The sequence below is a fragment of the Nisaea sp. genome (assembly GCF_965216895.1).
Lineage (GTDB): Bacteria > Pseudomonadota > Alphaproteobacteria > Thalassobaculales > Thalassobaculaceae > Nisaea.
The window spans coordinates 279,355-303,386 of record NZ_OZ244205.1; the positions used below are offsets into that span (position 1 = coordinate 279,355).

At 63.8% G+C, this 24,032-nt stretch carries 22 protein-coding genes; 18 read left to right on the forward strand and 4 right to left on the reverse strand.

Annotated features, from left to right (window positions below):
• Positions 1-3 precede the first annotated feature (3 nt).
• The 7 genes from ACOOE1_RS01250 to ACOOE1_RS01280 all read left to right on the forward strand — a co-directional run bounded on the left by ACOOE1_RS01250 (position 4) and on the right by ACOOE1_RS01280 (position 6,897).
• A complete protein-coding gene (locus ACOOE1_RS01250; protein ID WP_420404527.1) occupies positions 4-1,689 on the forward strand; it encodes an ABC transporter permease in 1,686 nt (561 codons plus the stop codon).
• Positions 1,686-2,315: an ATP-binding cassette domain-containing protein gene (locus ACOOE1_RS01255; protein ID WP_420404528.1), complete on the forward strand. Its 630-nt coding sequence runs from the start codon at positions 1,686-1,688 to the stop codon at positions 2,313-2,315. The genes ACOOE1_RS01250 and ACOOE1_RS01255 overlap by 4 nt, the downstream gene beginning before the upstream one ends.
• 120 nt (positions 2,316-2,435) lie before the next feature.
• Positions 2,436-3,473 carry an NADP-dependent oxidoreductase gene (locus ACOOE1_RS01260; protein ID WP_420404529.1) on the forward strand — a complete coding sequence of 346 codons (1,038 nt, stop codon included), beginning with the start codon at positions 2,436-2,438 and terminating at the stop codon, positions 3,471-3,473.
• Positions 3,474-3,700: 227 nt separating this feature from the next.
• The gene (locus tag ACOOE1_RS01265) at positions 3,701-4,855 is read left to right on the forward strand and encodes an ABC transporter ATP-binding protein (protein WP_420404530.1); all 1,155 of its coding nucleotides are present in this window, start codon (positions 3,701-3,703) and stop codon (positions 4,853-4,855) included.
• Between the two features lies 1 nt (position 4,856).
• Positions 4,857-5,756, forward strand: coding sequence for an ABC transporter permease subunit (locus tag ACOOE1_RS01270; RefSeq protein ID WP_420404531.1), 900 nt, complete (start codon positions 4,857-4,859; stop codon positions 5,754-5,756).
• The gene (locus ACOOE1_RS01275; protein WP_420404532.1) at positions 5,753-6,562 is read left to right on the forward strand and encodes an ABC transporter permease subunit; all 810 of its coding nucleotides are present in this window, start codon (positions 5,753-5,755) and stop codon (positions 6,560-6,562) included. Before ACOOE1_RS01270 ends, ACOOE1_RS01275 begins: the two co-directional genes overlap by 4 nt.
• 17 nt (positions 6,563-6,579) lie before the next feature.
• On the forward strand, positions 6,580-6,897 hold the full coding sequence (locus ACOOE1_RS01280) for a hypothetical protein (RefSeq protein ID WP_420404533.1): 318 nt from the start codon (positions 6,580-6,582) through the stop codon (positions 6,895-6,897).
• A gap of 67 nt (positions 6,898-6,964) precedes the next feature.
• Here ACOOE1_RS01280 and betB read toward each other — a convergent pair whose 3' ends face one another.
• On the reverse strand, positions 6,965-8,428 hold the full coding sequence (gene betB / locus ACOOE1_RS01285) for a betaine-aldehyde dehydrogenase (protein ID WP_420404534.1): 1,464 nt from the start codon (positions 8,426-8,428) through the stop codon (positions 6,965-6,967).
• Between the two features lie 173 nt (positions 8,429-8,601).
• Between betB and ACOOE1_RS01290 the strand changes: the two genes are divergently transcribed.
• A complete protein-coding gene (locus ACOOE1_RS01290; RefSeq protein WP_420404535.1) occupies positions 8,602-9,261 on the forward strand; it encodes a hypothetical protein in 660 nt (219 codons plus the stop codon).
• 12 nt (positions 9,262-9,273) lie between these two features.
• Here ACOOE1_RS01290 and betA read toward each other — a convergent pair whose 3' ends face one another.
• From betA to betI, 3 genes are read right to left on the reverse strand one after another with little or no spacing between them, the layout of a single operon-like run.
• Positions 9,274-10,923: a choline dehydrogenase gene (gene betA, locus ACOOE1_RS01295; protein WP_420404536.1), complete on the reverse strand. Its 1,650-nt coding sequence runs from the start codon at positions 10,921-10,923 to the stop codon at positions 9,274-9,276.
• Positions 10,924-10,935: 12 nt separating this feature from the next.
• Positions 10,936-12,453 (reverse strand): choline-sulfatase, encoded by a 1,518-nt coding sequence (gene betC / locus ACOOE1_RS01300; RefSeq protein ID WP_420404537.1) that lies wholly within the window; start codon positions 12,451-12,453, stop codon positions 10,936-10,938.
• The gene (gene betI / locus ACOOE1_RS01305) at positions 12,450-13,040 is read right to left on the reverse strand and encodes a transcriptional regulator BetI (RefSeq protein WP_420404538.1); all 591 of its coding nucleotides are present in this window, start codon (positions 13,038-13,040) and stop codon (positions 12,450-12,452) included. The genes betC and betI overlap by 4 nt, the downstream gene beginning before the upstream one ends.
• Positions 13,041-13,170: 130 nt before the next feature.
• Here betI and ACOOE1_RS01310 point away from each other — a divergent pair, with 130 nt between their 5' ends.
• The 10 genes from ACOOE1_RS01310 to ACOOE1_RS01355 all read left to right on the forward strand — a co-directional run bounded on the left by ACOOE1_RS01310 (position 13,171) and on the right by ACOOE1_RS01355 (position 24,032).
• Positions 13,171-14,112: a choline ABC transporter substrate-binding protein gene (locus ACOOE1_RS01310; RefSeq protein ID WP_420404539.1), complete on the forward strand. Its 942-nt coding sequence runs from the start codon at positions 13,171-13,173 to the stop codon at positions 14,110-14,112.
• Between the two features lie 84 nt (positions 14,113-14,196).
• Positions 14,197-15,039: a choline ABC transporter permease subunit gene (gene choW, locus ACOOE1_RS01315; RefSeq protein WP_420404540.1), complete on the forward strand. Its 843-nt coding sequence runs from the start codon at positions 14,197-14,199 to the stop codon at positions 15,037-15,039.
• A complete protein-coding gene (choV, locus tag ACOOE1_RS01320) occupies positions 15,036-16,073 on the forward strand; it encodes a choline ABC transporter ATP-binding protein (RefSeq protein ID WP_420404541.1) in 1,038 nt (345 codons plus the stop codon). The genes choW and choV overlap by 4 nt, the downstream gene beginning before the upstream one ends.
• Before the next feature lie 41 nt (positions 16,074-16,114).
• Positions 16,115-17,347, forward strand: coding sequence for an NAD(P)/FAD-dependent oxidoreductase (locus ACOOE1_RS01325; RefSeq protein WP_420404542.1), 1,233 nt, complete (start codon positions 16,115-16,117; stop codon positions 17,345-17,347).
• A gap of 258 nt (positions 17,348-17,605) precedes the next feature.
• Entirely contained in the window at positions 17,606-18,292 is a 687-nt protein-coding gene (locus tag ACOOE1_RS01330) for a GntR family transcriptional regulator (protein WP_420404543.1), read from the forward strand.
• A 61-nt stretch (positions 18,293-18,353) separates the two neighbouring features.
• Positions 18,354-20,078, forward strand: coding sequence for a thiamine pyrophosphate-binding protein (locus ACOOE1_RS01335; RefSeq protein ID WP_420404544.1), 1,725 nt, complete (start codon positions 18,354-18,356; stop codon positions 20,076-20,078).
• Positions 20,079-20,148: 70 nt separating this feature from the next.
• Entirely contained in the window at positions 20,149-21,390 is a 1,242-nt protein-coding gene (gene frc, locus ACOOE1_RS01340; protein WP_420404545.1) for a formyl-CoA transferase, read from the forward strand.
• Positions 21,391-21,484: 94 nt separating this feature from the next.
• A complete protein-coding gene (locus ACOOE1_RS01345) occupies positions 21,485-22,510 on the forward strand; it encodes a 2-dehydropantoate 2-reductase (RefSeq protein WP_420404546.1) in 1,026 nt (341 codons plus the stop codon).
• 16 nt (positions 22,511-22,526) lie between these two features.
• A complete protein-coding gene (locus tag ACOOE1_RS01350; protein WP_420404547.1) occupies positions 22,527-23,534 on the forward strand; it encodes an NAD(P)H-quinone oxidoreductase in 1,008 nt (335 codons plus the stop codon).
• Between the two features lie 84 nt (positions 23,535-23,618).
• Positions 23,619-24,032 carry a VOC family protein gene (locus ACOOE1_RS01355; protein ID WP_420404548.1) on the forward strand — a complete coding sequence of 138 codons (414 nt, stop codon included), beginning with the start codon at positions 23,619-23,621 and terminating at the stop codon, positions 24,030-24,032.

Below are 24,032 nucleotides of genomic sequence, written 5' to 3' on the forward strand. Positions count from 1 at the left end.
TTCATGTTGAGAGCAGCTCCCTATCTCGTCGCCGTCATTCTCGCGGGGCCTGTGGCCGCCGGGACGCTTGGCGCCGTGATTCCGTCCCTCGGCTTTCTGCCGGCACTTGGCCATCACGGATTCGGACTCGCGGTCTGGCGGGATCTTCTGGCATCGCCGGGGCTCGGCGGCTCGGTGCTTCTGTCGCTCGCCTCGGGACTCGTCACTGCGGGACTCGCGTTTGCGCTGGCGATGCTGTTCCTTGCGGTGTTTTTCGAGACCCGTTCCTTTTCCTGGCTGCGTAAGGCGATCGCGCCTTTGCTTGCCGTGCCGCACGCGGCGGCTGCCTTCGCGCTCGCTTTCCTGATCGCGCCATCCGGATTTCTCGCCCGGTTGCTGTCGCCCTGGGCGACCGGCTGGCAACGGCCGCCGGACCTCCTCATCGTTCAGGACGAACTCGGGCTCTCGTTGATGGCGGGGCTGGTGATGAAGGAAGTGCCGTTCCTGCTGCTCGTCGCGCTGGCGCCGCTGGCGCAGATTCGCGCGGTGGAACGGATGCATATGGCGCGGGCGCTCGGTTACGGGCGGATCGCCGCCTGGTTCAAGACCGTGGTCCCCGCGCTCTACCCGCTGCTGCGGCTGCCGGTCTATGCGGTGATCGCCTATTCCTCGGCGAACATCGACGTCGCCTTGATCCTCGGGCCGGTCTCGCCTCCGCCGCTTGCGGTGCAGGTGCTGCGCTGGTCGAACGACCCGGAACTCGACCACCGGCTGATCGCCGCCGCCGGCGCGGTCCTGCAGTTCGGCGTCACCGCGCTTGCCATCGCGCTCTGGATCGCTGCGGAGCGGGCGGTCATCCGGCTTGGGCGCCGCTGGCTGGAGACGGGCGGGCGATCTCTCGCCGAGACCGGTCTGAAGCTGACCGGCCTGATTCTCTTCCCGGTTCTGCTGCTCAGTGCCGGTCTCGGCATCTTTGCCCTCGCGCTCAGTGCCTTCACGCATGTCTGGCGCTTTCCCGATCCCTGGCCGAGTCGCTGGACGCTGGCGCATTGGCAGACAGTGGGCGAGACCGCATCCGGTCCGCTCTGGGCCACAATCTGGATCGCGGTTGTCGCTGCCGGACTGTCGCTCGCATTGGTCATCGCCATGCTGGAGAACGAGCGCCGGAGCGGCCGGCGGGCAGAGCGCGCGCTGGAACTGCTGTTCTATGTTCCGCTCCTGGTGCCGCAGATCGGCTTTCTTTTCGGGCTCGTCCTGCTGGCGGAACTGGTAAATCTTCCGCCGGGCGGCGGGCTGGTCGCGGCCGGGCACATCGTTTTCGTGCTGCCCTACGTCTATCTGACGCTCTCGGAATCCTACCGCCGTCTCGACCCGGCCTGGGGCCGGCTTTCCCGGACGCTCGGGAAGGGTGAGGGCGCGACGTTCTGGAAGGTCACCCTGCCGATGCTGCTGACACCCATCTTCGCGGCCCTGGCGGTCGGTCTCGCTGTCAGTATCGGCCAGTACCTGGTGACCCGGCTGCTCGGTGCCGGGCGGATCGATACGGTGACGACCGAAGCCATCGCGCTTGCCGCCGGCGGAGACCGCCGCCTGATCGGGGCCTGGGCGCTGACCCAGGCGGTGCTCCCGATCCTCGGTTTCGCCCTCGCGATCGCGGCGCCGCGGCTCATCTGGCGGAACCGCCGCGGCATGTTGGAGACGGCGCAGTGACTTCGGGGCTGGTCCTGCAAGGGGTGCGGATCGCGCTCGGCGACCGGGAGCTGCTGGCGCTCGACCGGGAGGTCGCGCCGGGCTCGGTCCTCACCGTGATGGGCCCGTCAGGTGTCGGAAAATCGACGCTGCTGTCCTTCGTCGCGGGGTTCCTGACCCAACCCTTCTCGGCCTCGGGTCGGGTCCTGCTCGACGGTGCCGAGATCACAGCGAAGCCGCCTGAGGCACGTCACGTCGGGCTCTTGTTCCAGGACCCGATGCTGTTTCCGCATCTGAGTGTCGGCGGCAATCTGCTCTTTGGCATGCCCTCCGGGCGGTCCGGTCGCGCCACGCATGCGGCGGAGGCGCTGGCGCGTTTCGGCCTCGAAGGCTTTGCCGACCGGGATCCGGCCACGCTCTCCGGCGGCCAGGCCTCCCGCGTCGCGCTGCTCCGGCTGTTGCTCTCCGAGCCGCGCGCGGCGTTGCTGGACGAGCCGTTTTCGAAGCTCGATCGGCACCTTCGCGGGGAAATCCGGAGTTTCACTTTCATGCGGTTGCGCGAGGCGGGATTGGCGACGATCCTTGTGACGCACGATGCCGAAGACGCGGAAGCTGCCGGCGGGCCGGTCGTGGAACTCTCACTCTAGCGGCCTCTTCGCCACCACTGCTTTCTTTTACCGTTCGCAGGACAGACGTCGCGGTTCCGCTCTGGACCGGGGCTTGCAGAGAAGGCTATCCAGAATGCGGCATACTGGGGAGACCAAACCATGACTGATCGCATAAACCGCCGCTGGCTACTGGCATCACGCCCTGAGGGAGAGCCGAAAGCGACAGATTTCCGTATGGACGAGGTCGCGGTGCCGGAGCCCGGGCCGGGCGAGCTCTTGCTGCGGACGATCTATCTCTCCCTTGATCCCTATATGCGCGGCCGGATGAGCGATGCGAAATCCTACGCCGCGCCGGTGCCGATCGGGGGTGTGCTGGAAGGCGAGACGGTTGCCGAGGTGGTGGCCTCGAATCATTCCGATTACGTCGCGGGTGATATCGTGCTCAACCGGATCGGCTGGCAGAGTTACGGGATCTCGGACGGCAGCGGGCTGCGCAAGCTCGACCCGAAGGCGGCGCCGATATCCACTGCGCTCGGCGTGCTCGGCATGCCGGGGCTGACGGCCTATGCGGGGCTGAAGAATATCGGTCAACCGAAAGCGGGCGAAACGGTTGTGGTCGCCGCGGCGTCGGGCCCGGTGGGCTCGGCGGTGGGACAGATCGCGAAGATCCAGGGCGCCCGCGCAGTCGGGATCGCAGGCGGTCCGGACAAATGCGCCTTCGTGAAGGACGAACTCGGATTCGACGCGGCGATCGACCATCGCGCGCCCGATTTCGTGGATCAGCTCGCCGCCGCCTGTCCCGACGGGATCGACGTCTATTTCGAGAATGTCAGCGGCAGGGTCTTCGATGCCGTGTTCCCGTTGTTCAACCAGTTCGCCCGCATGCCGGTCTGCGGTACGATCGCCTTCTACAACGCGACCGGCTTTCCGGAGATGGAGACCAAGGTGCCTCCGTTGATGCGGGCGGTGCTAACCAAGCGGCTCCGGATCCAGGGCTTCATCGTCTATGATTTCGCTTCCGATTATGCGGACTTCGCGCGCGACATGGCCGGCTGGATCTCCAGCGGAAAATTGAAATACCGCGAGGACGTCGTCGAGGGACTGGACGCGGCGCCGGAGGCTTTTATCGGTCTCCTGAAAGGGCGGAACTTCGGCAAGCTGGTGGTCAAGGTCGGCGCAGACCCGACGGCGGCGTGACGCCGGGAAGATGTTTGCTTCCTTCGACCCTGGAGAATGACGATGTGAGGGAGCCGCCACCCGCCGCCGCTTCCCTCAGGGCTTAACGCGGCAGGGAACCCTCTCGCTTTTTCGTATCCTGACGGGACCGATACCGAGAAATCGCCTGCCGTCTCGCGGCGGTAATTGACAGCGTCTCCGCGAAACCGGACGGTGATGGCTCTGTGGTGTCATGACCGGGGCGGGGCATGTCGGAGCAAGCGAAAGTCGATCCTTATGTCGGCAAGCCGTGGGAGCATCCCGAACGGAACCGGCCGATGGTAAGGGTCCGCGGGCTGGTCAAGCGGTTCGGGCTGTTCGAGGCGGTCGCGGGTGTAGATCTGGATGTCTACAGGGGGGAGATCTTCTCCCTGCTCGGAGGATCCGGCTGCGGCAAGACCACGCTGCTGCGGATGCTGGCGGGGCTCGAGGAACCGAGCGAGGGCCGGGTCGAGATCGACGGCGAGGACGTTACGGACCGGCCGGCCTATGATCGCCCGGTCAACATGATGTTCCAGAGTTATGCCCTGTTCCCGCACATGACCGTTGCGGGCAACGTCGCCTTCGGCCTCAAACGCGATGGCGTCCGCGGCACGGAACTCGATGATCGGGTGGCGGATGCGCTGGCGCAGCTCGAACTGACCGATTTTGCCGCGCGCAAGCCGAACCAGCTCTCCGGCGGTCAGCGCCAGCGCGCCGCACTCGCCCGCGCCATCGTGAAGCGGCCGAAGATCCTGCTGCTGGACGAGCCGCTCGGGGCGCTCGACAAGCGGCTCCGGGAGAGCGCCCAGTACCGCCTGATGAAACTGGCGGACGATACCGGGATCACGATGATCGTCGTCACCCATGACCAGGAGGAGGCAATGGTGCTCTCCACACGGGCCGCGGTGATGGACAAGGGCAGGGTGAAGCAGATCGGAACGCCGGAAGGGCTCTACGAAAAGCCCTGCTCCCGTTTCGTCGCAGAGTTCCTTGGCAATATCTCGCTCTTCGACGGCCGGGTGACGGCGGTCCGCGACGGGGTCGCGGAACTGGCGGTCGAAGGGATGGAAACACCGCTGTTTGCTGCCGCCGGCGAGGCCTCCGGGGGCATGCGCGGCGCGGTCGCCGTGCGTCCGGAGAAGGTCCGGATCGCGCGCGAGGGATCGGCGCCGCCGAAGCTGGTGAACCGGCTCAAGGGAACGGTCGAGGGGTTGGCCTATCTCGGCGACGTCACATCCTACCGGGTGCGGACCCAGCAAGGCCATCTGGTCGAGGTCACCCGCGCGAACAGCGAGACCGGTGCGATACGGGAGGTCGACTGGGACGACCGGGTCGAGATCTGGTTCGAGCCGGCCAACGCGCTGCTTCTGGGAGCCGACTGAAATGGCCGCCGCCACCCGCCGTCCGTTCTGGCTTTCCGGCAGGGGCGCCGTCGCCGGAATCCCCTATCTCTGGCTTTTTGTCTTCTTCCTCGTGCCCTTCGCCATCGTCTTCCGGATTTCGCTTTCCGAGCCGATGCTCGCGCAGCCGCCCTACTCGCCGCTGTTCGCGCAGGACGGAAGCTATGCCGGATCGTTCTTCAATTACGAGTTCCTGTTCGACGACGCCCTCTACAGGGCAGGCTATTTCAACTCGCTCATGGTCGCCGGTATCTCGACCTTCATCACGCTGCTGATCGGCTATCCGATGGCCTACGCCATCGCCAGGGCGACCCCGACGGCGCGCAATCTGCTGCTCATGGCGGTGATGCTGCCGTTCTGGAGTTCCTTCCTGCTTCGGGTCTATGCCCTGAAGACACTGATGGCCGATACCGGCCTGGTGAACGCCGTGCTGCTCGCCATAGGCGTGACCGACACGCCGATCCGCATGCTGCAGACCGATTTCGCGCTTTATGCCGGTATCTCCTACACCTATCTGCCGTTCATGATCCTGCCGCTCTACGCAACGCTCGAACGCCTTGACTGGTCGCTGGTCGAGGCGGCGGAAGATCTCGGCTGCCGCCCGTGGGAGGCCTTTCTGCTGGTCACGTTGCCGCTCTCGGTCCCCGGGGTGATCGCCGGTGCCATGCTGGTTTTCATTCCGGCGACCGGAGAGTTCGTTATCCCGAACCTGCTCGGCGCTTCGGACACGCTGATGATCGGACGGATGCTCTGGGACACCTTCTTCAACGAGCGTGACTGGACCCTGGCCTCGGCCCTCGCGGTCGTCCTGCTGCTCCTGCTGGTGGTGCCGATCATGCTGTTTCAGGCGGTCGAGAACCGGCGACGGGGAGGCGAGGCATGAGCCGGGCGGGAAGCCGCGTCGCGCTGTACTGCGTCGTGGCCGGCGGCTTCGCCTTCCTCTATCTGCCCTTGGTCGTGCTGGTCGTGTTCAGTTTCAATGCTTCGAAACTCGTCAGCGTGTGGGGCGGCTGGTCGGTTGGCTGGTACGCGGAGCTGTTTCGCAACGAACAGGTGCTCTCGGCGGCCTGGCTTTCGATCAAGATCGCCATCATCAACGCGACCGGCGCGACCCTGCTCGGGACCATGGCCGGCCTCGCTCTGTCGCGCTTCGGGCGGTTCGGCGGACGGCTGCTCTTCACCGGCCTGATCGCGGCGCCGCTGGTGATGCCGGACGTGATCATCGGCATCAGCCTGCTGCTCACCTTCGTCTCGATGGAGCAGCTCATCGGCTGGCCGGTCGGGCGCGGGGTGGACACCATCCTGATCGCCCATATTACCTTCTCGACCGCCTTTGTCGCCGTGGTGGTGCAGTCGCGGGCAAGCGGCCTCGACCTTTCGATCGAGGAGGCGGCGCTCGATCTCGGCGCGAGGCCGCTGACCGCCTTCCTGCTCGTTACATTGCCGATGCTCGCCCCGGCGCTCGCCTCCGGCTGGCTGCTTGCCTTCACCCTGTCGCTCGACGATCTGGTCATCGCCAGCTTCGTCTCGGGCCCCGGCTCCTCGACCCTGCCGATGGTGATTTTCTCGAAGGTGAGGCTCGGTGTCTCGCCGGACATCAATGCGCTCGCCACTCTGTTGATCGGCTCGGTCGCGCTTGCCGCCGGGGCGGCGACCTGGCTGCAGATCAGGCGGATGAACCGGGGCTAACGGTCAGGCCGCACGAAATGGTGCGCAAGGAAGCGCGGCGAGAGCTTCTGAAGCCGCGCATCGTTCTATGGCTGCGCAGGGGAGCGCGCGGCGCCAGCGTCATGGGCTTCGGCAGCTCAGCCGTCTGCTGGACTGCCGTTTCCGGCGCAACGGATTTTCGGAGCAATGTGTTCCAGGCGTTGAAAGACCAAGGTCCGCTGCCTATTCAGATGGCCGGGCAAACCGGCTGCCTGATGAACAGCGGCTTTATGGTTTTCAATTTTCCGTGGCTCGGCTTCGCTGTGCTGGGGTGGAAGCTGGGTGTCCAGATCCCGCCCCCAAACCGGATGTCTTGACCGACTTCGGCGCCCGCACCGACGGCAAAGGAAATTCTGTAAGGCGAGGTGGAGCCGGTCTGGTCTATCAATAAGGACTCTCGACGTCCCCCATCTCGACATAGACGCTCTTGAGCTGGGTGTAATGCTCGACCGCGGCGCGCGCGTTCTCGCGGCCGACGCCGGATTTCTTTACGCCGCCGAAGGGCATCTCGATCGGGGTCAGGTTGTAGGTGTTGATCCAGCAGGTGCCGGCCTCGAGCGCGGCGACGACCCGGTGCCCACGCTGGATGTCCTTCGTGAAGACGCCGGCGGCGAGGCCGAACTCGGTTCCGTTCGCGCGGGCGACGGCTTCCTCCTCGGTGTCGAAATCGAGCACGCACATGACCGGGCCGAAAATCTCCTCGCGGGCGATGGTCATGCTGTCCTTCACGTCGGCGAACACGGTCGGGGCGACGAACCAGCCCTCCTTGTAGGCGGGAACGGTCGCGGCATCGCCGCCGATGATCACGCGGGCGCCTTCCTCGCGGCCGGTCCGGATGTATGAGAGTACCTTCTCGAACTGTGCCTCGGAGACGAGGGGGCCGAGATGAGTCTCCTCGTCCATCGGATCGCCGAGACGGATCTTCGCCGTCCGTTCGCGCAGACGCTCAAGGAACTTCTGCTTGATCGCTTTCTGCACGAAGACGCGGGTGCCGTTGGAGCAGATCTGGCCGCTCGAATAGAAGTTGCCGAGCATGGCGCCGGAGATCGCGTTCTCGATATCCGCGTCCTCGAAGACGATCAGCGGCGACTTGCCGCCGAGCTCGAGGGTCACCTGCTTCAGCCCCTCGGCCGCGGCCGCCATGACCCGCATGCCGGTGGGCACGGACCCCGTGACCGAAACCTTGGCGACACCGGGATGCGCGACCAGCTTGGCGCCGACGTCACCGAAACCCTGCACGACGTTGAAGACGCCGTCCGGCAGGCCTGCCTCCTTGTAGATCTCGGCCAGCTTCAGCGCGGTCAGCGGCGTGGTTTCCGACGGCTTGAAGATCATTGCGTTGCCGCAGGCCAGAGCCGGTGCGGATTTCCAGCAGGCGATCTGGATCGGATAGTTCCAGGCGCCGATACCGACGCAGACGCCGAGCGGCTCGCGCCTTGTATAGGCGAAGGAGCCGCCGAGGTCTGTGAACTCGCCATGAATGTCGGCCGCGATACCGCCGAAATATTCGAGGCAGTCCGCGCCGGAAGCCGCGTCGGCGACCAGCGTTTCCTGCAGCGGCTTGCCGGTGTCCAGCGTTTCAAGCTCCGAAAGTTCGCGGTTGCGCGCGCGAATGATTTCCGCTGCCCGGCGCAGCACTCGTCCGCGTTCCGCGCCGCTGCGCGCCGCCCAGTCCTGCTGCGCGCCACGGGCCGCTGCGACCGCCGCGTCGATGGTTGATTCGCCCGCGGCATGCATCTTTGCGATGATCTCGCCCGTCGCCGGATAGAGGCTGTCGAAACCCGGGGCGTTCGGGCTCTCGATGTATGAGCCAGCGATGAAATGGGAGGCTTTGGGTTGGGCGCGCATGGTCAGTGACTTTCCTTGTTACATTATCCGGGGACGCGTAGCGGGCTTGTTTGCATGGACCGGCGCTCTACGCATTTCATATCACAGGGCCGGTGTTGCGCAACTCGTGCAGGAGCCGTTCCGGTCGGCATAAACATGAGCGTTGCGCACTTTTCTGATGTTGGGATGGTGAGATGGCGAATGGAGATCTTTGGCGCATATTCACGACTCATAAGGGAAGGGTTGTGAATAAATGGAAACATTATTTGCCGATATATGAGAGATATTTCGAAAAGTTCATTAATCAGTCAATCAATGTGCTTGAGATAGGCATAGGAGAAGGCGGTTCACTGCAAATGTGGAAAGCGTTCTTCGGTCCTCATGCACGGATCGTTGGCGTCGATGTTGTTGAAGAGAAATTGTCTTTTGAGGAAGATCAAATTCAGATTCGAATTGGCGATCAATCTGACGAGCGCTTTCTGCGTTCGATCGTTCAGGAATTCGGCGGATTTGATGTGATAATTGATGATGGAAGTCATCAGCAAGCGCACATAAGAACCGCATTTGACGTCCTGTATCCTGCGCTTTCCAGGAATGGTGTTTATGTTGTTGAGGATTTGCATACAGCGTATTGGGAAAGCTATGGGGGAGGTTACTTGAATGAGGAATCATTTATTGAATTTGCAAAAAGTAAAATCGATGAGCTGCATGCGGATTATGACGACTCGTCGATGAGTTCAACGAAGTTCACCAGAACGACCGTGGGTATTCATTTTTATGATTCTGTTTGTGTTTTCGAGCGCGGCCAGATCTTCAACAAGAAGGCGCCGTATTTCGGATCTGATCAGGCGTGATGGAGGGGCTGACTAGCGATCTGAACTCTCCCAGCGCGGATTGATCCAGGGCTGCTTGTTGGACGGTGCCAGCGGCGCCTTGCCGAGGATATGATCCGAGGCTTTCTCGCCGACCATGATCGACGGGCCGTTCAGGTTTCCGTTGGGAATGCGCGGGAAGATCGAGCTGTCGGCGAGGCGCAGGCCCTCGACACCGATCACCCGGTTCTCCGGATCGACCACCGCCTTCGGATCGTCCGCCGCGCCCATGCGGCAGGTGCCGCAGGGATGGTAGGCGCTCTCGACCGCGTCCCGGATGAAGTCGTCGAGCGCTTCGTCGCTGGCGACGTGATCGCCGGGAGCAATCTCCCTTCCGCGGAACGGATCAAAAGCGGTCTGGCCGAAGATCTCGCGGGTCAGGCGGATGCAATGCCGGAAATCGGCCCAGTCGTCCGCGTGGCTCATGTAGTTGAACTGGATCCTCGGCGCGTCCATCGGGTCGGCGGAGCGCAGGGTGACGCTGCCGCGCGATTTCGAGCGCATAGGTCCGACATGGGCCTGGAAGCCGTGGCTCTTGGCCGGTGCCTTGCCGTCGTAACGGATCGCGACGGGCAGGAAATGGTACTGGATGTCCGGATATTCGACACCGGGTTTCGAGCGCAGGAAGGCCGCGCTCTCGAAATGGTTGGTCGCGCCGAGGCCGGATTTGAAGAGCAGCCATTCGAGCCCGATCAGGCCCTTGGAGACGAGGTTCAGCTTTGAATAGAGGCTGATCGGCTGGGTGCATTCCTGCTGGATGTAGAGCTCGAGGTGGTCCTGAAGGTTGGCGCCGACACCGGGCCGGTCTGCCAGCACCTCGATGCCGTGACCGGCCAACTCGGCCGCCGGGCCGATACCGGACAGCTTCAGGAGTTTCGGCGAATTGATCGAGGAGGCGGCGAGGATCACCTCGCGGTTCGCGGTCACCGTCTCCACAGTGCCGCCGCGCGAGATCTCGACGCCGGTCGCCCTCTTGCCGTCGAACTTCACCTTGCGGGCGAGGCCGTTCACCAGCGTCAGGTTGGGGCGTTTCAGCGCGGGCTTCAGGTAGGCGTTCGCGGCGGACCAGCGGCGGCCATTGTGGACCGTCATTTCCATTGGTCCGAAGCCTTCCTGCTTCTCGCCGTTATAGTCCTCGGTCAGCTCGAATCCCGCCTGCCGTCCCGCCTCGACGAAGGCGTGATAGAGCGGGTTCCGGCGCGGTCCCCGGCTGACATGCAGGGGGCCGTCGGTGCCGCGCCAGCCCTCCTGGCCGCCATGGCTCGTCTCCATGCGCTCGAAATAGGGTGCCACGTCCTTGTAGGCCCAGCCCTTGGCGCCCTGTTCGGCCCAGTGGTCGTAATCGCGGGCGTGGCCGCGGACATAGACCATGCCGTTGATAGAGGAGGAGCCGCCGATCACCTTGCCACGCGGGCAGGCGAGGCGGCGGCCACCGAGGAAAGGCTCCGGCTCGCTCTCGTATCCCCAATCGTAGCGGCGCATGTTCATCGGATAGGAGAGCGCCGCCGGCATCTGGATGAAGGGGCCGATATCGGTCCCGCCGTATTCGATGACGATAACGGAGTGTTTGCCGTCCGCCGAGAGCCGGTCCGCCATGACGGCGCCCGCCGAGCCCGACCCCACGATTACGAAATCTGCCTGCATGTACCCTATACCTTACTCGCCGCGCGGGAAACGCGCGTTCTCCTCGAGCACGTTGAGATCCATGTGATTGCGCATGTAGCGCTCGGAGGCCTTCTGCAGCGGCTGAAAATCCCACGGATAGTAGGAGCCGTTGCGCAGTGCCTCGTAGACGACCCAGCGCCGGGCCTGGCTGTCCCGTACTTCGCGGTCGAATTGCGCCATGTCCCAGCGCGCTCTCATCTCTGCGGTGAAGGCGTTCAGAGCCTCCGCGTGCACCGGGTCTTCGGCGAGGTTCGCGAGTTCTTCGGGGTCCTCTTCCAGGTCGAAGAGTTGCGGCGGGTCGAGTTCGCAGTGATTGTACTTGTACTTGCCGCGCCGGATCGAGACCAGAGGGGCATAGGAGCCCTCGGCGGCATATTCCATATAGACCGGCTCGGTCCGCTCCTCGCCCTCGATCTGCGGGACAAGGGAATGGCCGTCGGTCCATGGGGCGACTTCGGAAAGATCGATACCGGCGATATCCGCCAGGGTCGGCGTGAGGTCGATGGTCGAGACCGGTTCGGTCACCGAGCGTCCCGCGATACCGGGACCGGCGATCATCATCGGCACCCGGGCGGAGCCCTCGTAGAAGCTCATCTTGAACCAGAGGCCCCGCTCGCCGAGCATGTCGCCGTGATCGGAGACGAACACGATGACGGTGTCGTCCGCCATCCGGCAGCGCTTTAGTGTGTCGAGCAGGCTCGCGATCTTTTCGTCGAGATAGGTGATGTTGGAGAAATAGGCCCGGCGCGAGCGGCGTATGTTCTCTACCGAAATGTCGAATTTGCGGTAGTCGTTCGCGAGATACAGCCGCTTGCTGTGCGGATCCTGGACCTCGAAGGCCATTTCAGGGGTTCGCGGCAGCAGCGCCGGGCAGTCTTCGTACAGATCCCAGTATTTACGTCGCGCGACGTAGGGATCGTGTGGATGGGTAAAGCTCACGGTGAGGCACCAGGGGCGCGTGTCGGTGCCGCGGGAGAGCTGATAGAGCTTCTGTTCCGCGTTGAAAGCGACCTCGTCGTCATATTCCATCTGATTGGAGGTCTCGGCGACGCCGGCGCCGGTGACGGATCCAAGATTATGATACCACCAGTCGATCCGCTCGCCCGGCTTGCGGTAGTCCGGGGTCCAGCCGAAATCGGCGGGATAGATGTCGGTGGTCAGCCGTTCCTCGAAGCCGTGCAACTGGTCCGGGCCGACGAAATGCATCTTGCCGGAGAGGCAGGTGTAGTAGCCGGCGCGGCGCAGGTGATGCGCGTAGGTTGGGATGTCGGAGGCGAATTCCGCCGCGTTGTCATAGACCCGGGTCCGCGAGGGCAGGCGTCCGGACATGAAGGAGGCGCGGCCGGGGGCGCAAAGCGGACTCGCCGTGTAGCTGTTCCGGAAGCGCACCGAACGATCCGCCAGTGCGCGCAGCGCCGGCGCATGCAGGAAATCCGCCGGGCCGTCCGGAAACAGCGTCCCGTTCAACTGGTCGACCATCAGGATCAGAAAGTTGGGTTGCCGTGTCACCGCGGTGCTCCGGTGGTGAGCTGGGCATCGACATAATCCTCGGTAAGCCGGATCGCCGCCTCCCGGTCAGGATCGCTGTCAAGCAGGGCGTGGCGGAGATAGAGCCCGTCAATCATTGCCGCGGTGCCTTCGGCGATCCGCTTTGCGCTGTCCCTGTCGGTGATCTGCTTGAGCGCATGACAGAGATTGCTCCGCAGGCGCCGCGCATAGACCGAGAGCACCCGCCGCGCGGGGCCGGAGCCTTGCGCCTTCACATAGAAGGTCAGCCAGGCCGAGATCGTCGCAGGGCGGAACTGGTCCGAGCCGAAATTCGCCCGGATAATCCCTGTGATGCGTTGCCGTGGTGTCTCCGCTGCCTCCAGTGCCGCGACGATATCGTCGCCGAGTTCGTTCAGCAGATGGCGCATGGTGGCCAGAAGGAGCTGATCCTTGCTGCCGAAATAGTGATGCGCGAGCGCCGTCGAAACACCCGCCTCGCGGGCAATCTCGCTCATTGTCACATCATATGACCCGCGCGCGTGGATGGCCTCGATCGCGGCATTGATCAGCGCTTTGCGGCGGATCGGTTCCATTCCGATTTTGGGCATGGGCGGGAGGTCCTTTCCCCGACGACCGTATTTTTGATTGATTGCTCAATCAATAAAAATCTTGCGCCGGATCAGCTATGATGTTTGCTTGACGTGAACAAACCGGGGCTAAACAACAGGGAGCCGAAAAATGCTGAAATCCAGAATTGCGTTCGCTGCCGCGCTTGCCGCGGGACTGCTGTCCTCCGGCGCTGCGTTTGCCGACAATCATTGTTCGACTGTCCGCTTCTCCGATGTCGGTTGGACCGACATCACGGCGACCACTGCGGCGACCACCACCGTACTCGAGGCGATGGGCTACGAGACGGACGTGAAGGTGCTGTCCGTTCCGGTCACCTATGCTTCGCTGAAGAACAAGGATATCGATGTCTTTCTCGGCAACTGGATGCCGACCATGGAAGGCGATATCGCGAAATACCGCGACGAGGGCTCGGTCGAGACCACAGGGGTCAATCTCTACGGGGCGAAATACACCCTCGCGGTGCCGAAATATGCCTACGACGCGGGCCTGAAGAGCTTCGGCGACATCGCAAAGTTCAGGGATCAGCTCGATGGCAAGATCTACGGCATCGAGCCGGGCAATGACGGCAACCGCCTGATCCTCGACATGATCGAGAAGGATGCTTTCGGGCTGAAGGGATTCGATGTCGTCGAGTCCTCCGAGCAGGGCATGCTGGCGCAGGTCGCCCGCGCGGTGAAGAAAGAGGAGCCGGTGGTCTTCCTTGGCTGGGAACCGCACCCGATGAATGCCAATTTCGAGATGGCCTATCTCTCCGGCGGTGACGACTTCTTCGGCCCGGATCTCGGCGGAGCCACGGTCTATACGAATACCCGCGCCGGATATTCCAAGGAATGCCCGAATGTCGGCCGGCTGCTCGACAACCTGATGTTCTCCCTGCGTCTCGAGAACGAGATCATGGGGGCGATCCTGAATGACGGAGAGGAGCCGAAGGATGCCGCGAAAGCCTGGCTGAAGGCCAATGCCGGCATTCTCGATGCATGGCTCTCCGGTGTCACCACGATCGACGGTCAGGCGGCGCTCCCGGCGGTCCGCAAGGCCCTCGGGCTCTAAGAACCTCAAGCATTCGGGAGGGGGCGACGGCGCAGCCTCCCGTTTGCGTGCAGCGGGCGTGATGGCACAGCGGAGGGGCGTTCCATGGAATGGCTGACCGAGAACAAGTTGCCGGTGGGCAAGGCGGCGCAGAAGTTCGTCGACTGGCTGACGGACCACGGCGCCTGGTTCTTCGACGGACTCGCGGCCGGGCTCGAACTGATGATCGACGCCATTCTCTGGGTCCTGCAGGCGCCGCCCCCGCTACTGGCCGTCGCGATCGTGACCGCAATCGCCTTCGCGGTGCGCCGGAACGTCTGGTTCCCGCTGCTGGTTGCGGTCGGCCTGCTGCTCATCATCAACCAGGGTTACTGGGAAGAGACGACGGAAACCGTCGCGCTGGTGCTGGCGTCCTCCGTCGTCTGTATGGGCGTCGGTGTGCCGCTCGGCATCGCCGCGGCACGGCGCCCCTGGCTTTTCTCCGCCATGCGCCCGGTCCTGGACCTGATGCAGACGATCCCGACCTTCGTCTATCTGATACCGGCCCTGATCCTCTTCGGGCTCGGCATGGTGCCGGGACTGATCGCGACGGTGATATTCGCCATTCCGGCGCCGATCCGGCTCACCCATCTCGGCATCTCTTCGACGCCGCAGATGCTGCTCGAAGCGGGAGAGGCCTTCGGCGCGACCCGCACCCAGTTGCTCTGGAAGGTGGAACTGCCCTATGCCATGCCGCAGATCATGGCGGGGCTGACCCAGACCATCATGCTGTCGCTCTCCATGGTCGTCATCGCCGCACTGGTCGGCGCGGATGGGCTCGGCGTTCCTACATTGCGGGCGCTCAACCAGGTGAACATTGCCAAGGGGTTCGAGGTCGGACTCGCGATCGTGCTGATCGCCATCATCCTCGACCGCATGTTCCGCGGCCGTGAAGGAGACGGCAAATGAGCCGCCCGGCAGTGCGATTCGAAGAGGTGAGCATCGTCTTTGGCGAGACTCCGGCGACGGCCTTGCCGTTGATGGATCGCGGCATGGAGCGGGCCGAGATCCAGGAACAGACCGGCCAGATCCTCGGGGTGCACGATTGCAGCCTCACGGTCGAGCCGGGCGAAATCGTCGTGATCATGGGGCTTTCCGGCTCCGGAAAATCGACCTTGTTGCGGTCCGTGAACGGTCTGAACCCGGTGGTCCGCGGTGCGGTCTGGGTCGACGATGGCGAAAACGAGATCGATGTCGCCACGGCCGAAGAGGCAACGCTCCGGCGCCTCAGGACCAATCGCGTTACCATGGTGTTCCAGAATTTCGCGCTGCTGCCCTGGCGCACCGTGGCGGAGAATGTGGGGCTTGGCCTGGAACTTTCCGGCGTGCAGAAGGCCGAGCGAGACGAGCGGGTCGCGAAGCAGCTCGCCCTGGTCGGGCTAAGCGACTGGGCCGAGCGCAGGGTGTATGAACTTTCCGGCGGTATGCAGCAGCGCGTCGGTCTTGCCCGCGCCTTCGCGACGGAGGCGCCGATCCTGCTGATGGACGAGCCTTTCTCCGCGCTCGATCCCCTGATCCGCGCGAAATTGCAGGATGAGTTGCTGGATCTTCAGGCGCAGTTGCGGCGGACCATCATCTTTGTCAGCCACGATCTCGACGAGGCGCTGAAACTCGGATCGAAGGTCGCGATCATGGAGGGCGGGCGCATCGTCCAGTGCGGCACGCCGCAACAGATCGTGCTCGAGCCAGCGAATGAATATGTCGCCGAATTTGTCTCCCACATGAACCCGCTGAATGTCCTGACTGCCTCTTCGGTAATGCGGAAGGTGGAAGAGGGCGCACCGGTTCCGGACGGCGCGGTCGTTGCCGGCCCGGACACGCCGCTCTCGGACTTGATGCGCTCCCGCATCCAGACGTCCGAGCCGATCCGCGTTGTGGACGGTGGCAAGCTGGTCGGCGAGATTGGCGATGTTGAAATCTATTCCTCTCTGCTGAAGGAATAGGCTACGACTCTGCACTATAATTCATTGCAGGGAGGAAGCCCGTGACGGACAAGGGCATCGTGATCGTGGGCGCCAGCCATGGCGGTGTGCAGATGGCGGCCAGTCTGCGCGAAAAAGGCTATGACGGCCCGCTCACCATGCTGACCGGCGAGCCGGACCTCCCCTATCAGAAGCCGCCGCTCTCCAAGGGCTACATCAAGGAGCCGGATCCGAAACCGACGATCCTGCGTCCGGAGAAATTCTACGCCGATCGCAACATCGACCTCCGTCTCGGAACAGAAGCGATGGGGATCGACCGGGGCGCGGGATCGATCACGCTGGCGGATGGCGGCAACATCGCCTGTTCGAAGATCGTGCTCGCGGTGGGCTCCCGTCCGCGCCGGATTCCCGTACCGAACATCGACGCGCCGGGCGTGTTCGAGCTCCGCACCTATCACGACAGCCAGGACATCAAGGCCGCCTTCGACGCGTCCGGCTCGGTGCTGGTGATCGGCGGCGGCTTCATCGGTCTGGAGATCGCGGCGACCGCCGCCCAGCTCGGCAGGAAGGTCACGGTTCTCGAAGCAGAAGCCCGTTTGATGGCGCGCGCGGTGTCGCCGACGGTCTCCGCCTATTTCTTCGGCTATCTGACGTCGCTCGGCGCCGACATCCGTCTCAATGCAAGGGTCGCCGGCGTGCGGGTTGACGACGGCAGGGCATCGGGGGCGGACCTCGCCGACGGGACGGCGATCGAAGCCGATTGCGTCATTTCCGGAACCGGGGTCGTCCCGTGTACGGAACTGGCGGAAAGTGCCGGGCTGACGCTGGAGAACGGCATTGCCGTGAACGAGACCATGTTGAGCTCGGTGCCCGAGATCGCGGCCATCGGGGATTGCGCGAGCTATGTGCACTGGCAGCTCGGACGCCGGGTGCGGCTGGAATCCGTGCAGAATGCGGTCGATCAGGCAAAGACCGCGGCGGCGGCGCTGCTCGGCGACGCCGCGCCATACCGCGAGGTGCCCTGGTTCTGGTCAGATCAAGCCGAGGCCAAGTTGCAGATCGCGGGCCTTTCCGACGGTACGGAAGGGGCGGTGCTGCGCGGCGATCCGGAAAGCGGGTCGTTCTCCGCCTTTCTCTTTTCCGGCGGAAAGCTGCGCTGCGTCGAGTCGGTCAACAAGGCTGGAGATCATGCGCTTGCCCGCCGTCTGATTGCAATGGACGCCGCGGTGACGCCGGAGCAGGCGGCAGATCCGGATTTCGATCTGCGCGGGCTGGTGAAACGGGCGCGCGGCTGAGGGCGTTCTCTCGCAAGGAATCCGCTCTTGCCGCGCCTCATCCCGGCCGTGGCGCGGGGACCCGCTCGAACACCGGGCCCGTTCTGTGTAAGGTCCCGGACCACGCCCAAGCTGACGAGCTCGGAGTACTGTGACATCGGGCACTGTACCCGAGCCGTAATTTAGGTATTCCATGGCATAAAGTGTGTGGTATACCAGAACCCACGCTCCCGTCTTCGGGCGCATCCTCCGTGGGTCGAAACGGCCGGGGAAATCTGAATGAACGACACTTCCGCGTTGATGGTGACGCCCATCGCGGCCGAGGTCAGTCTGAAGGACAAGACCTATGCGGCTCTGAAGGACGGTATCGTCTCGATGAACATATACGACCCCGATGCCAACCTTCGGCTCGATGAACGTCAGCTGTCCGAACAGCTCGGGATCAGCCGGACTCCGCTGCGCGAGGCGCTTGCCCGTCTTGCCCAGGAAGGTCTGGTCGATATCCAGCCGCGGCGCGGTGTCTTCATCGTCCGCAAGACCAAGGCCGAAATCATCGAGATGATCAAGGTCTGGGCGGCGCTGGAAGGCATGGCGGCGCGTCTCGCATGCGACGTGGCCTCCGACGGCGAGATCAGGCAGCTGCGGCGCATCTTCCAGGAGACGGAGCAGGGCCGACTGGAAATCGACGAGTATTCAAGCCGCAATATCGAATTCCACCAGGCGATCCTCAAGCTCGCCCATTCGCCGCTGATCGAGGAAATGATCGACAAGATCTTCCTGCATGTCCGCGCGATCCGGAACCGGACCATCGGCGAGCGTGATCGTATCGCCCGCTCGATGCAGGATCACATGCATATCGTCGAGGCGATCGAGGCGCGCGACGCGGAAGCTGCGGAACGGCTCGTGCGGGATCATGCGTTGGCGCTGGCCAAGCATGTCGCCGACAACGTGAACTATCTCGGATAACAGAAGATCAAGAGGGGGGCCGGGCGAAACCGGCCGCCTGCAATAAAAGGGAGCTACTAGAATGAGCGATACCGCCTCCGATACCCTTAAAGAAAAAGATCGCTCCGGCGAGGTTGTTTCCGGCGGGCACTTGGTCGCCAAGGCCCTGAAGAACGAAGGCGTCGATACGATCTTCACACTCTGCGGCGGGCATATCATCGACATCTATGACGGCTGCGTCGACGAAGGCATCCGCATCATCGACGTCAGGCACGAGCAGGTCGCGGCCCATGCCGCCGACGGCTATGCCCGGCAGACCGGCAAGCTCGGCTGTGTCGTGACCACGGCGGGCCCGGGCTGCACCAACGCCATGACCGGCGTCGCGACGGCCTTCCGCTCCGAAAGCCCGGTGCTGCATATCGGCGGCCAGGGCGCGCTGACACAGCATAAGATGGGCTCGCTGCAGGATCTGCCCCATGTCGACATCATGGCGCCGATCACCAAGTTTTCCGCCGGTGTGCGTTCGACCGAGCGGGCCGGCGACATGGTTTCCATGGCGGCCCGCGAATGCTTTGCCGGCGCCTACGGTCCGTCCTATCTCGAAATCCCGCGTGATGTGCTCGACCGCGAGGTGCCGATCTCCAGTGCCGTGATCCCGGCGCCGGGCAAATATCGCGGCTCGGTGAAATCGATCGGCGATCCGGCCGATATCGAGGCGCTGGCGGATCTGATCGTGAAGGCGGAGCGTCCGGCGATCCTCGTCGGTTCCCAGGTCTGGATGAGTCGTGGCCATCAGGCGGCGATCGATCTGGTCAAGGACCTGAACATCGCCTGCTACATGAATGGTGCGGCGCGCGGCATCCTGCCCCAGACCGACAGCCACTATTTCAACCGCACCCGCCGTCTTGCCTTCCAGAAGGCGGACCTGCTGCTGATCGTCGGCACTCCGTTCGACTTCCGCATGGGCTACGGCAAGCGCATCCGCGAGGACCTGACGCTGGTGCAGATCGACCAGGACTATCGGACGGTCGGCAAGAACCGCGACGTGGATCTCGGTCTCGCCGGCGACCCGGGCGCGATCCTCTCCGCCGTGCATGCGGCCATCAAGGGACGGGTGGATAACGGCTCCAAGAGCCGGGAAGGATGGCTCAAGGAACTGAAGGCGGCGGAGGAGGCGGCAACCGAGAAACTGATGCCGCTGTTCCTTTCCGACCAGTCCCCGATCCACCCCTACCGGGTGGCATGGGAACTGAACGAGTTCCTGTCCGAGAAGACGGTCTATATCGGTGACGGTGGCGATGTGGTCACGATTTCCGCGCAGGCCGTGGCGCCGAAAGGACCCGGCAACTGGATGGATCCGGGCGCCCTCGGTTCGCTCGGTGTGGGTACCGGGTTCGCCATCGCGGCCGGACTCGCAAACCCGGACAAGGAAATCCTCTGCTATTACGGCGACGGTTCCTTCGGCATGACCGCCTTCGACATGGAAACCGCCAACCGCTTCGGCGTCCCGTATATCGCGGTCATCGGCAACAACTCCTCGATGAACCAGATCCGCTACGGCCAGATCGCCAAGTACGGCGAGCAGCGCGGCAATGTCGGCAACAAGCTCGGGGACATTCCGTTCTCCAAGTTCGCCGAAATGCTCGGCGGTCACGGCGAGGAAGTGCACGAGGCCTCAATGATCGCTCCGGCGCTCCAGCGTGCCCGCGAGGCGGTCAAGAGCACCGGCAAGTCGGCCGTTGTGAACATCTGGGTCGATCCGAACGAATACGCGCCGGGAACCAAGAACCAGACCATGTACAAGTAAGCGGAAGGGCGTGCCGGGTTTCCGGCGCGCCCTTTTTGCGTTCAATCCGCTAAGGGGGAAGAGGAAGACAATGAGCGAAGCGTTGAAAGGCGTCCGCATTCTGGACATGACGCATGTGCAGTCGGGACCGACCTGCACCCAGCTGCTGGCGTGGTTCGGCGCCGACGTGATCAAGGTGGAGCGCCCGGGTGTCGGTGACATCACGCGCGGCCAGCTCCGCGACCTGCCGGATGCCGATAGCCTCTATTTCACCATGCTGAACAGCAACAAGCGCAGCGTCACGCTCAATACCAAGACCGAAAAGGGGAAGGAGATCCTGACCCGCCTCATCGAGGAATGCGACGTCATGGTCGAGAACTTTGCGCCGGGCGCGCTGGATCGCATGGGGTTCAGCTGGGAGCGGATTCAGGAGATCAATCCCCGGATCATCTATGCCAGCATCAAGGGCTTCGGCCCCGGCGCCTACGAGGACTGCAAAGTCTACGAGAACGTCGCCCAGTGCACCGGCGGTTCCGCCTCCACCACGGGGTTCGATGATGGTCCGCCGACCGTTACGGGGTCCCAGATCGGCGACAGCGGCACCGGCCTGCACCTCGCGCTTGGCATTGTGACGGCGCTCTATCACCGGACCCATTCCGGCAAGGGCCAGCGTGTCGAGTGCGCCATGCAGGACGGTGTTCTCAACCTCTGCCGCGTGAAGCTGCGCGACCAGCAGCGCCTCGAGCACGGTCCGCTGAAGGAATATCCGCAATATCCGAACGGCGAGTTCGGCGAAGCCGTGCCGCGGGCGGGCAACGCCTCGGGCGGCGGCCAGCCGGGCTGGGCAGTGCAGACCAAGGGCGGCGGCCCGAACGACTACATCTACGTCATCATCCAGCCGCCGGGCTGGGCGCCGCTGATGAAGACCATCGGCCGCGAGGAGCTGATCGAGGATCCGGAATGGGCGACCCCGGAGGTCCGCCTGCCGAAACTCGACCAGTGCTTTGCCATGATCGAGGAATGGACCAAGACCAAGAGCAAGTTCGAGGTCATGGAGATCCTGAACGCGCTCAACGTGCCCTGCGGCCCGATCCTCAGCATGAAGGAACTTGCGGAAGATCAGTCGCTGCGGGCGACGGGCACGGTGGTCGAAGTACCGCACCCGACCCGCGGTAGCTACCTGACCGTCGGCAATCCGATTAAGCTCTCCGCGTCGCCGGCCAAGGTCGATCGCTCGCCCCTTCTGGGCGAGCACACCGACGAGATCCTGGGCGCAGTGCTCGGGATGTCGGCTGCGGATATCGAAGCCGCCAAGGCTGAAGGTGCTGTCTAAAAAGGCACCAGGCCGCCAGGGATAGAACGAGCGGCGTCGGCGGTTAGCGTCGGCGCCGTTTTCATACTGTCGAATACAGAGGGAAAATCTAGGTATGAAAGTTTGTATCTATGGCGCTGGCGCGATCGGCGGCTATCTCGGCGTCGAACTGGCGCAGGTCGAGGGCGTTGAGGTCTCGCTGATTGCGCGGGGCTCGCACCTGGCGGCGATCCGGGAAAACGGGCTGAAGCTTCAGATCGGTGAGGAAGAACATGTGGCGAAGGTCGCGGCGACGGACAATCCGAAAGAGCTCGGTCCGCAGGATTATGTGATCGTCGCGCTGAAGACCCACCAGGCCTGGGAGGTCGCCGACCAGATGGTGCCGCTGCTCGGGGAGGATACGGCGGTCGTCACTTGCCAGAACGGCGTTCCCTGGTGGTATTTCCACGGTGTCGACAATGCCTACCGGAACCTGCGCCTCAACACCGTCGATCCGGACGACCGGCAATGGGACCTGATCGGTCCGGAGCGCGCCATCGGCTGCGTCGTCTATCCCGCGACCGAGATCACCGCCCCCGGCGTCGTCAAGCACACCTACGGCAACAAGTTTGCGATCGGCGAGCCGGACGGCTCGATCTCCGAGCGCTGCAAGCGCCTGAGCGAAGTGCTGGAGAAGGCCGGCTTCAAGGCGCCGGTACTGCCGAACATCCGGGACGAGATATGGCTGAAGCTCTGGGGCAACCTCTGCTTCAACCCGATCAGCGCGCTGACCCGCGCGACGCTGGACGTGGTCGCGACCGACCCCGGCACCCGTGCGCTCTCGCGCAACATGATGGAGGAGGCACAGCGCATCGGCGCCCGACTCGGGGTGCATTTCCGCGTTGATGTCGAACGCCGGATCAACGGCGCGGCCAAGGTCGGCGCGCACCGAACCTCGATGCTGCAGGACCTGGAGAAGGGCCGGCAGCTTGAGATCGACGCACTTCTGAGCGCGGTTCAGGAGATGGGCCGTCTCGTCGACCTCCATACACCGCACATCGACTCGGTGCTGGCGCTCGTGCAACAACTGGGACGCACCCAGGGCCTCTATCCGGTCTTCCCGGAGGAGGCCGGCAGCCCCGAATCCCTGGCAGTCGACTAACCCGGAGCCGAGTGAAATGAGCAATGCCAGCCTTCCGGCGGAGATGAATGTCATCGAAATCAGCGAACCGGGCGGGCCGGACGCGCTCGTCCCCGGAACGCGCCCTGTGCCGGAGGCGGCACCGGGCGAGGTGCTGGTCAAGGTCGCCTATGCCGGTGTGAACGGTCCGGACCTTGTGCAGCGGCGCGGTCATTATCCGCCGCCGAAAGGCGCCTCCGACCTGCTCGGTCTGGAGATTTCCGGCGAGGTGGTCGCGGTCGGTGCGGGCGTCGGCAACTGGTCGGTCGGCGACAGGCTCTGCGCGCTGACCAATGGCGGGGGCTATGCGGAGTTCTGTGCGGTCGACGCAAGGCATTGCCTGCCCTTGCCGCACGGCTTCAACCTGCTTGAGGCGGCGTCGGTGCCGGAGACCTACTTCACGATCTGGTCCAATGTCTTTATGGGCGCGAAGCTGTCGCGCGGCGAGGTTTTCCTCGTTCATGGCGGAGCCGGAGGGCTCGGAACGACCTCGATCCAGCTTGCCAAAGCCATCGGCGCGACGGTGGTCGCAGTCGACAGTCCGGCGGAACGCTGTGCCGTATGCCGAGAGCTCGGCGCGGATCTGGCCATCGACTTCCGGACCGACGATTTCGTCGAGATCGTGCGCGGCGAGTACAAGGGGGCCGACGTCATCCTGGACATCATCGGCGGCCCGAACATTGCGAAGAACATCAAGGCGTCGAAGCCGGACGGGCGCATCGTGCAACTCGCTTTCAATGCGGGCTCGAAGGTCGAGATCGACCTGATGCCGGTGATGCTGAAACGCCTGACCTACACCGGTTCGACCTTGCGTTCCCGCACGCCGGAGAACAAAACGGAGATCCGAGACAGCCTCGCGCTCAATGTCTGGCCAATGTTCGAGGAAGGCAAGCTGAAGCCGGTTGTGAACCGGACCTTCCCCCTGGCCGAAGCGGCGGTGGCCCATGCCTTCATGGAGAGCGCCGGCCATAGTGGCAAGATCATGCTGGAAGTCGGCGGACACTGATCCGTCGCTTTCCATTGACTCTCTCCCGCAGGCGGCGTGCTACAGGTTGGTGGCGGTCTTGTCGCGCAATGACGGGGAAACGGCATGAAGCCCAGAATCAGCATGGTGGCCCTGGCCGTGAAGGACCTCGCGGTCTCGCGCGATTTCTACGAGAACGGGCTCGGTTTTCCCCGGCTCGACTCCCCGCCTACCGTTGCTTTCTTCAATCTGAACGGCACCTGGCTCGGATTGTCCGAGCGCGAGGACCTGGCGGCGGATGCCGGGGTGCCGTCCGAAGGTAGCGGATATCGCGGCTTCTCCCTTGCCTACAACGTCCACTCTCCGGAGGAGGTCGCCTGGACACTGGAGGAAGCGGTGGCGGCCGGAGGACAAACCGTCAAGCCGCCACAGGATGCGCACTGGGGCGGTTACCACGCCTATTTCAGCGATCCGGACGGCCATCTCTGGGAGATCTGCTACAATCCTTTTGCATGGGTCGGGCCTGCCGACGAGCAATAA

Bases quoted from the DNA above. Each gene is read 5' to 3' on its own strand.
- frc (WP_420404545.1), top strand. From the start codon at position 20,149: ATGAGCGAAGCGTTGAAAGGCGTCCGCATTCTGGACATGACGCATGTG.
- betB (WP_420404534.1), bottom strand. From the start codon at position 8,428: ATGCGCGCCCAACCCAAAGCCTCCCATTTCATCGCTGGCTCATACATC.
- ACOOE1_RS01250 (WP_420404527.1), top strand. From the start codon at position 4: ATGTTGAGAGCAGCTCCCTATCTCGTCGCCGTCATTCTCGCGGGGCCT.
- ACOOE1_RS01350 (WP_420404547.1), top strand. From the start codon at position 22,527: ATGAGCAATGCCAGCCTTCCGGCGGAGATGAATGTCATCGAAATCAGC.
- ACOOE1_RS01330 (WP_420404543.1), top strand. From the start codon at position 17,606: ATGAACGACACTTCCGCGTTGATGGTGACGCCCATCGCGGCCGAGGTC.
- betA (WP_420404536.1), bottom strand. From the start codon at position 10,923: ATGCAGGCAGATTTCGTAATCGTGGGGTCGGGCTCGGCGGGCGCCGTC.
- ACOOE1_RS01275 (WP_420404532.1), top strand. From the start codon at position 5,753: ATGAGCCGGGCGGGAAGCCGCGTCGCGCTGTACTGCGTCGTGGCCGGC.
- ACOOE1_RS01355 (WP_420404548.1), top strand. From the start codon at position 23,619: ATGAAGCCCAGAATCAGCATGGTGGCCCTGGCCGTGAAGGACCTCGCG.
- ACOOE1_RS01270 (WP_420404531.1), top strand. From the start codon at position 4,857: ATGGCCGCCGCCACCCGCCGTCCGTTCTGGCTTTCCGGCAGGGGCGCC.
- ACOOE1_RS01345 (WP_420404546.1), top strand. From the start codon at position 21,485: ATGAAAGTTTGTATCTATGGCGCTGGCGCGATCGGCGGCTATCTCGGC.
- ACOOE1_RS01290 (WP_420404535.1), top strand. From the start codon at position 8,602: ATGGCGAATGGAGATCTTTGGCGCATATTCACGACTCATAAGGGAAGG.
- ACOOE1_RS01265 (WP_420404530.1), top strand. From the start codon at position 3,701: ATGTCGGAGCAAGCGAAAGTCGATCCTTATGTCGGCAAGCCGTGGGAG.
- choW (WP_420404540.1), top strand. From the start codon at position 14,197: ATGGAATGGCTGACCGAGAACAAGTTGCCGGTGGGCAAGGCGGCGCAG.
- ACOOE1_RS01260 (WP_420404529.1), top strand. From the start codon at position 2,436: ATGACTGATCGCATAAACCGCCGCTGGCTACTGGCATCACGCCCTGAG.
- ACOOE1_RS01335 (WP_420404544.1), top strand. From the start codon at position 18,354: ATGAGCGATACCGCCTCCGATACCCTTAAAGAAAAAGATCGCTCCGGC.
- ACOOE1_RS01310 (WP_420404539.1), top strand. From the start codon at position 13,171: ATGCTGAAATCCAGAATTGCGTTCGCTGCCGCGCTTGCCGCGGGACTG.
- ACOOE1_RS01280 (WP_420404533.1), top strand. From the start codon at position 6,580: ATGGTGCGCAAGGAAGCGCGGCGAGAGCTTCTGAAGCCGCGCATCGTT.
- betI (WP_420404538.1), bottom strand. From the start codon at position 13,040: ATGCCCAAAATCGGAATGGAACCGATCCGCCGCAAAGCGCTGATCAAT.
- choV (WP_420404541.1), top strand. From the start codon at position 15,036: ATGAGCCGCCCGGCAGTGCGATTCGAAGAGGTGAGCATCGTCTTTGGC.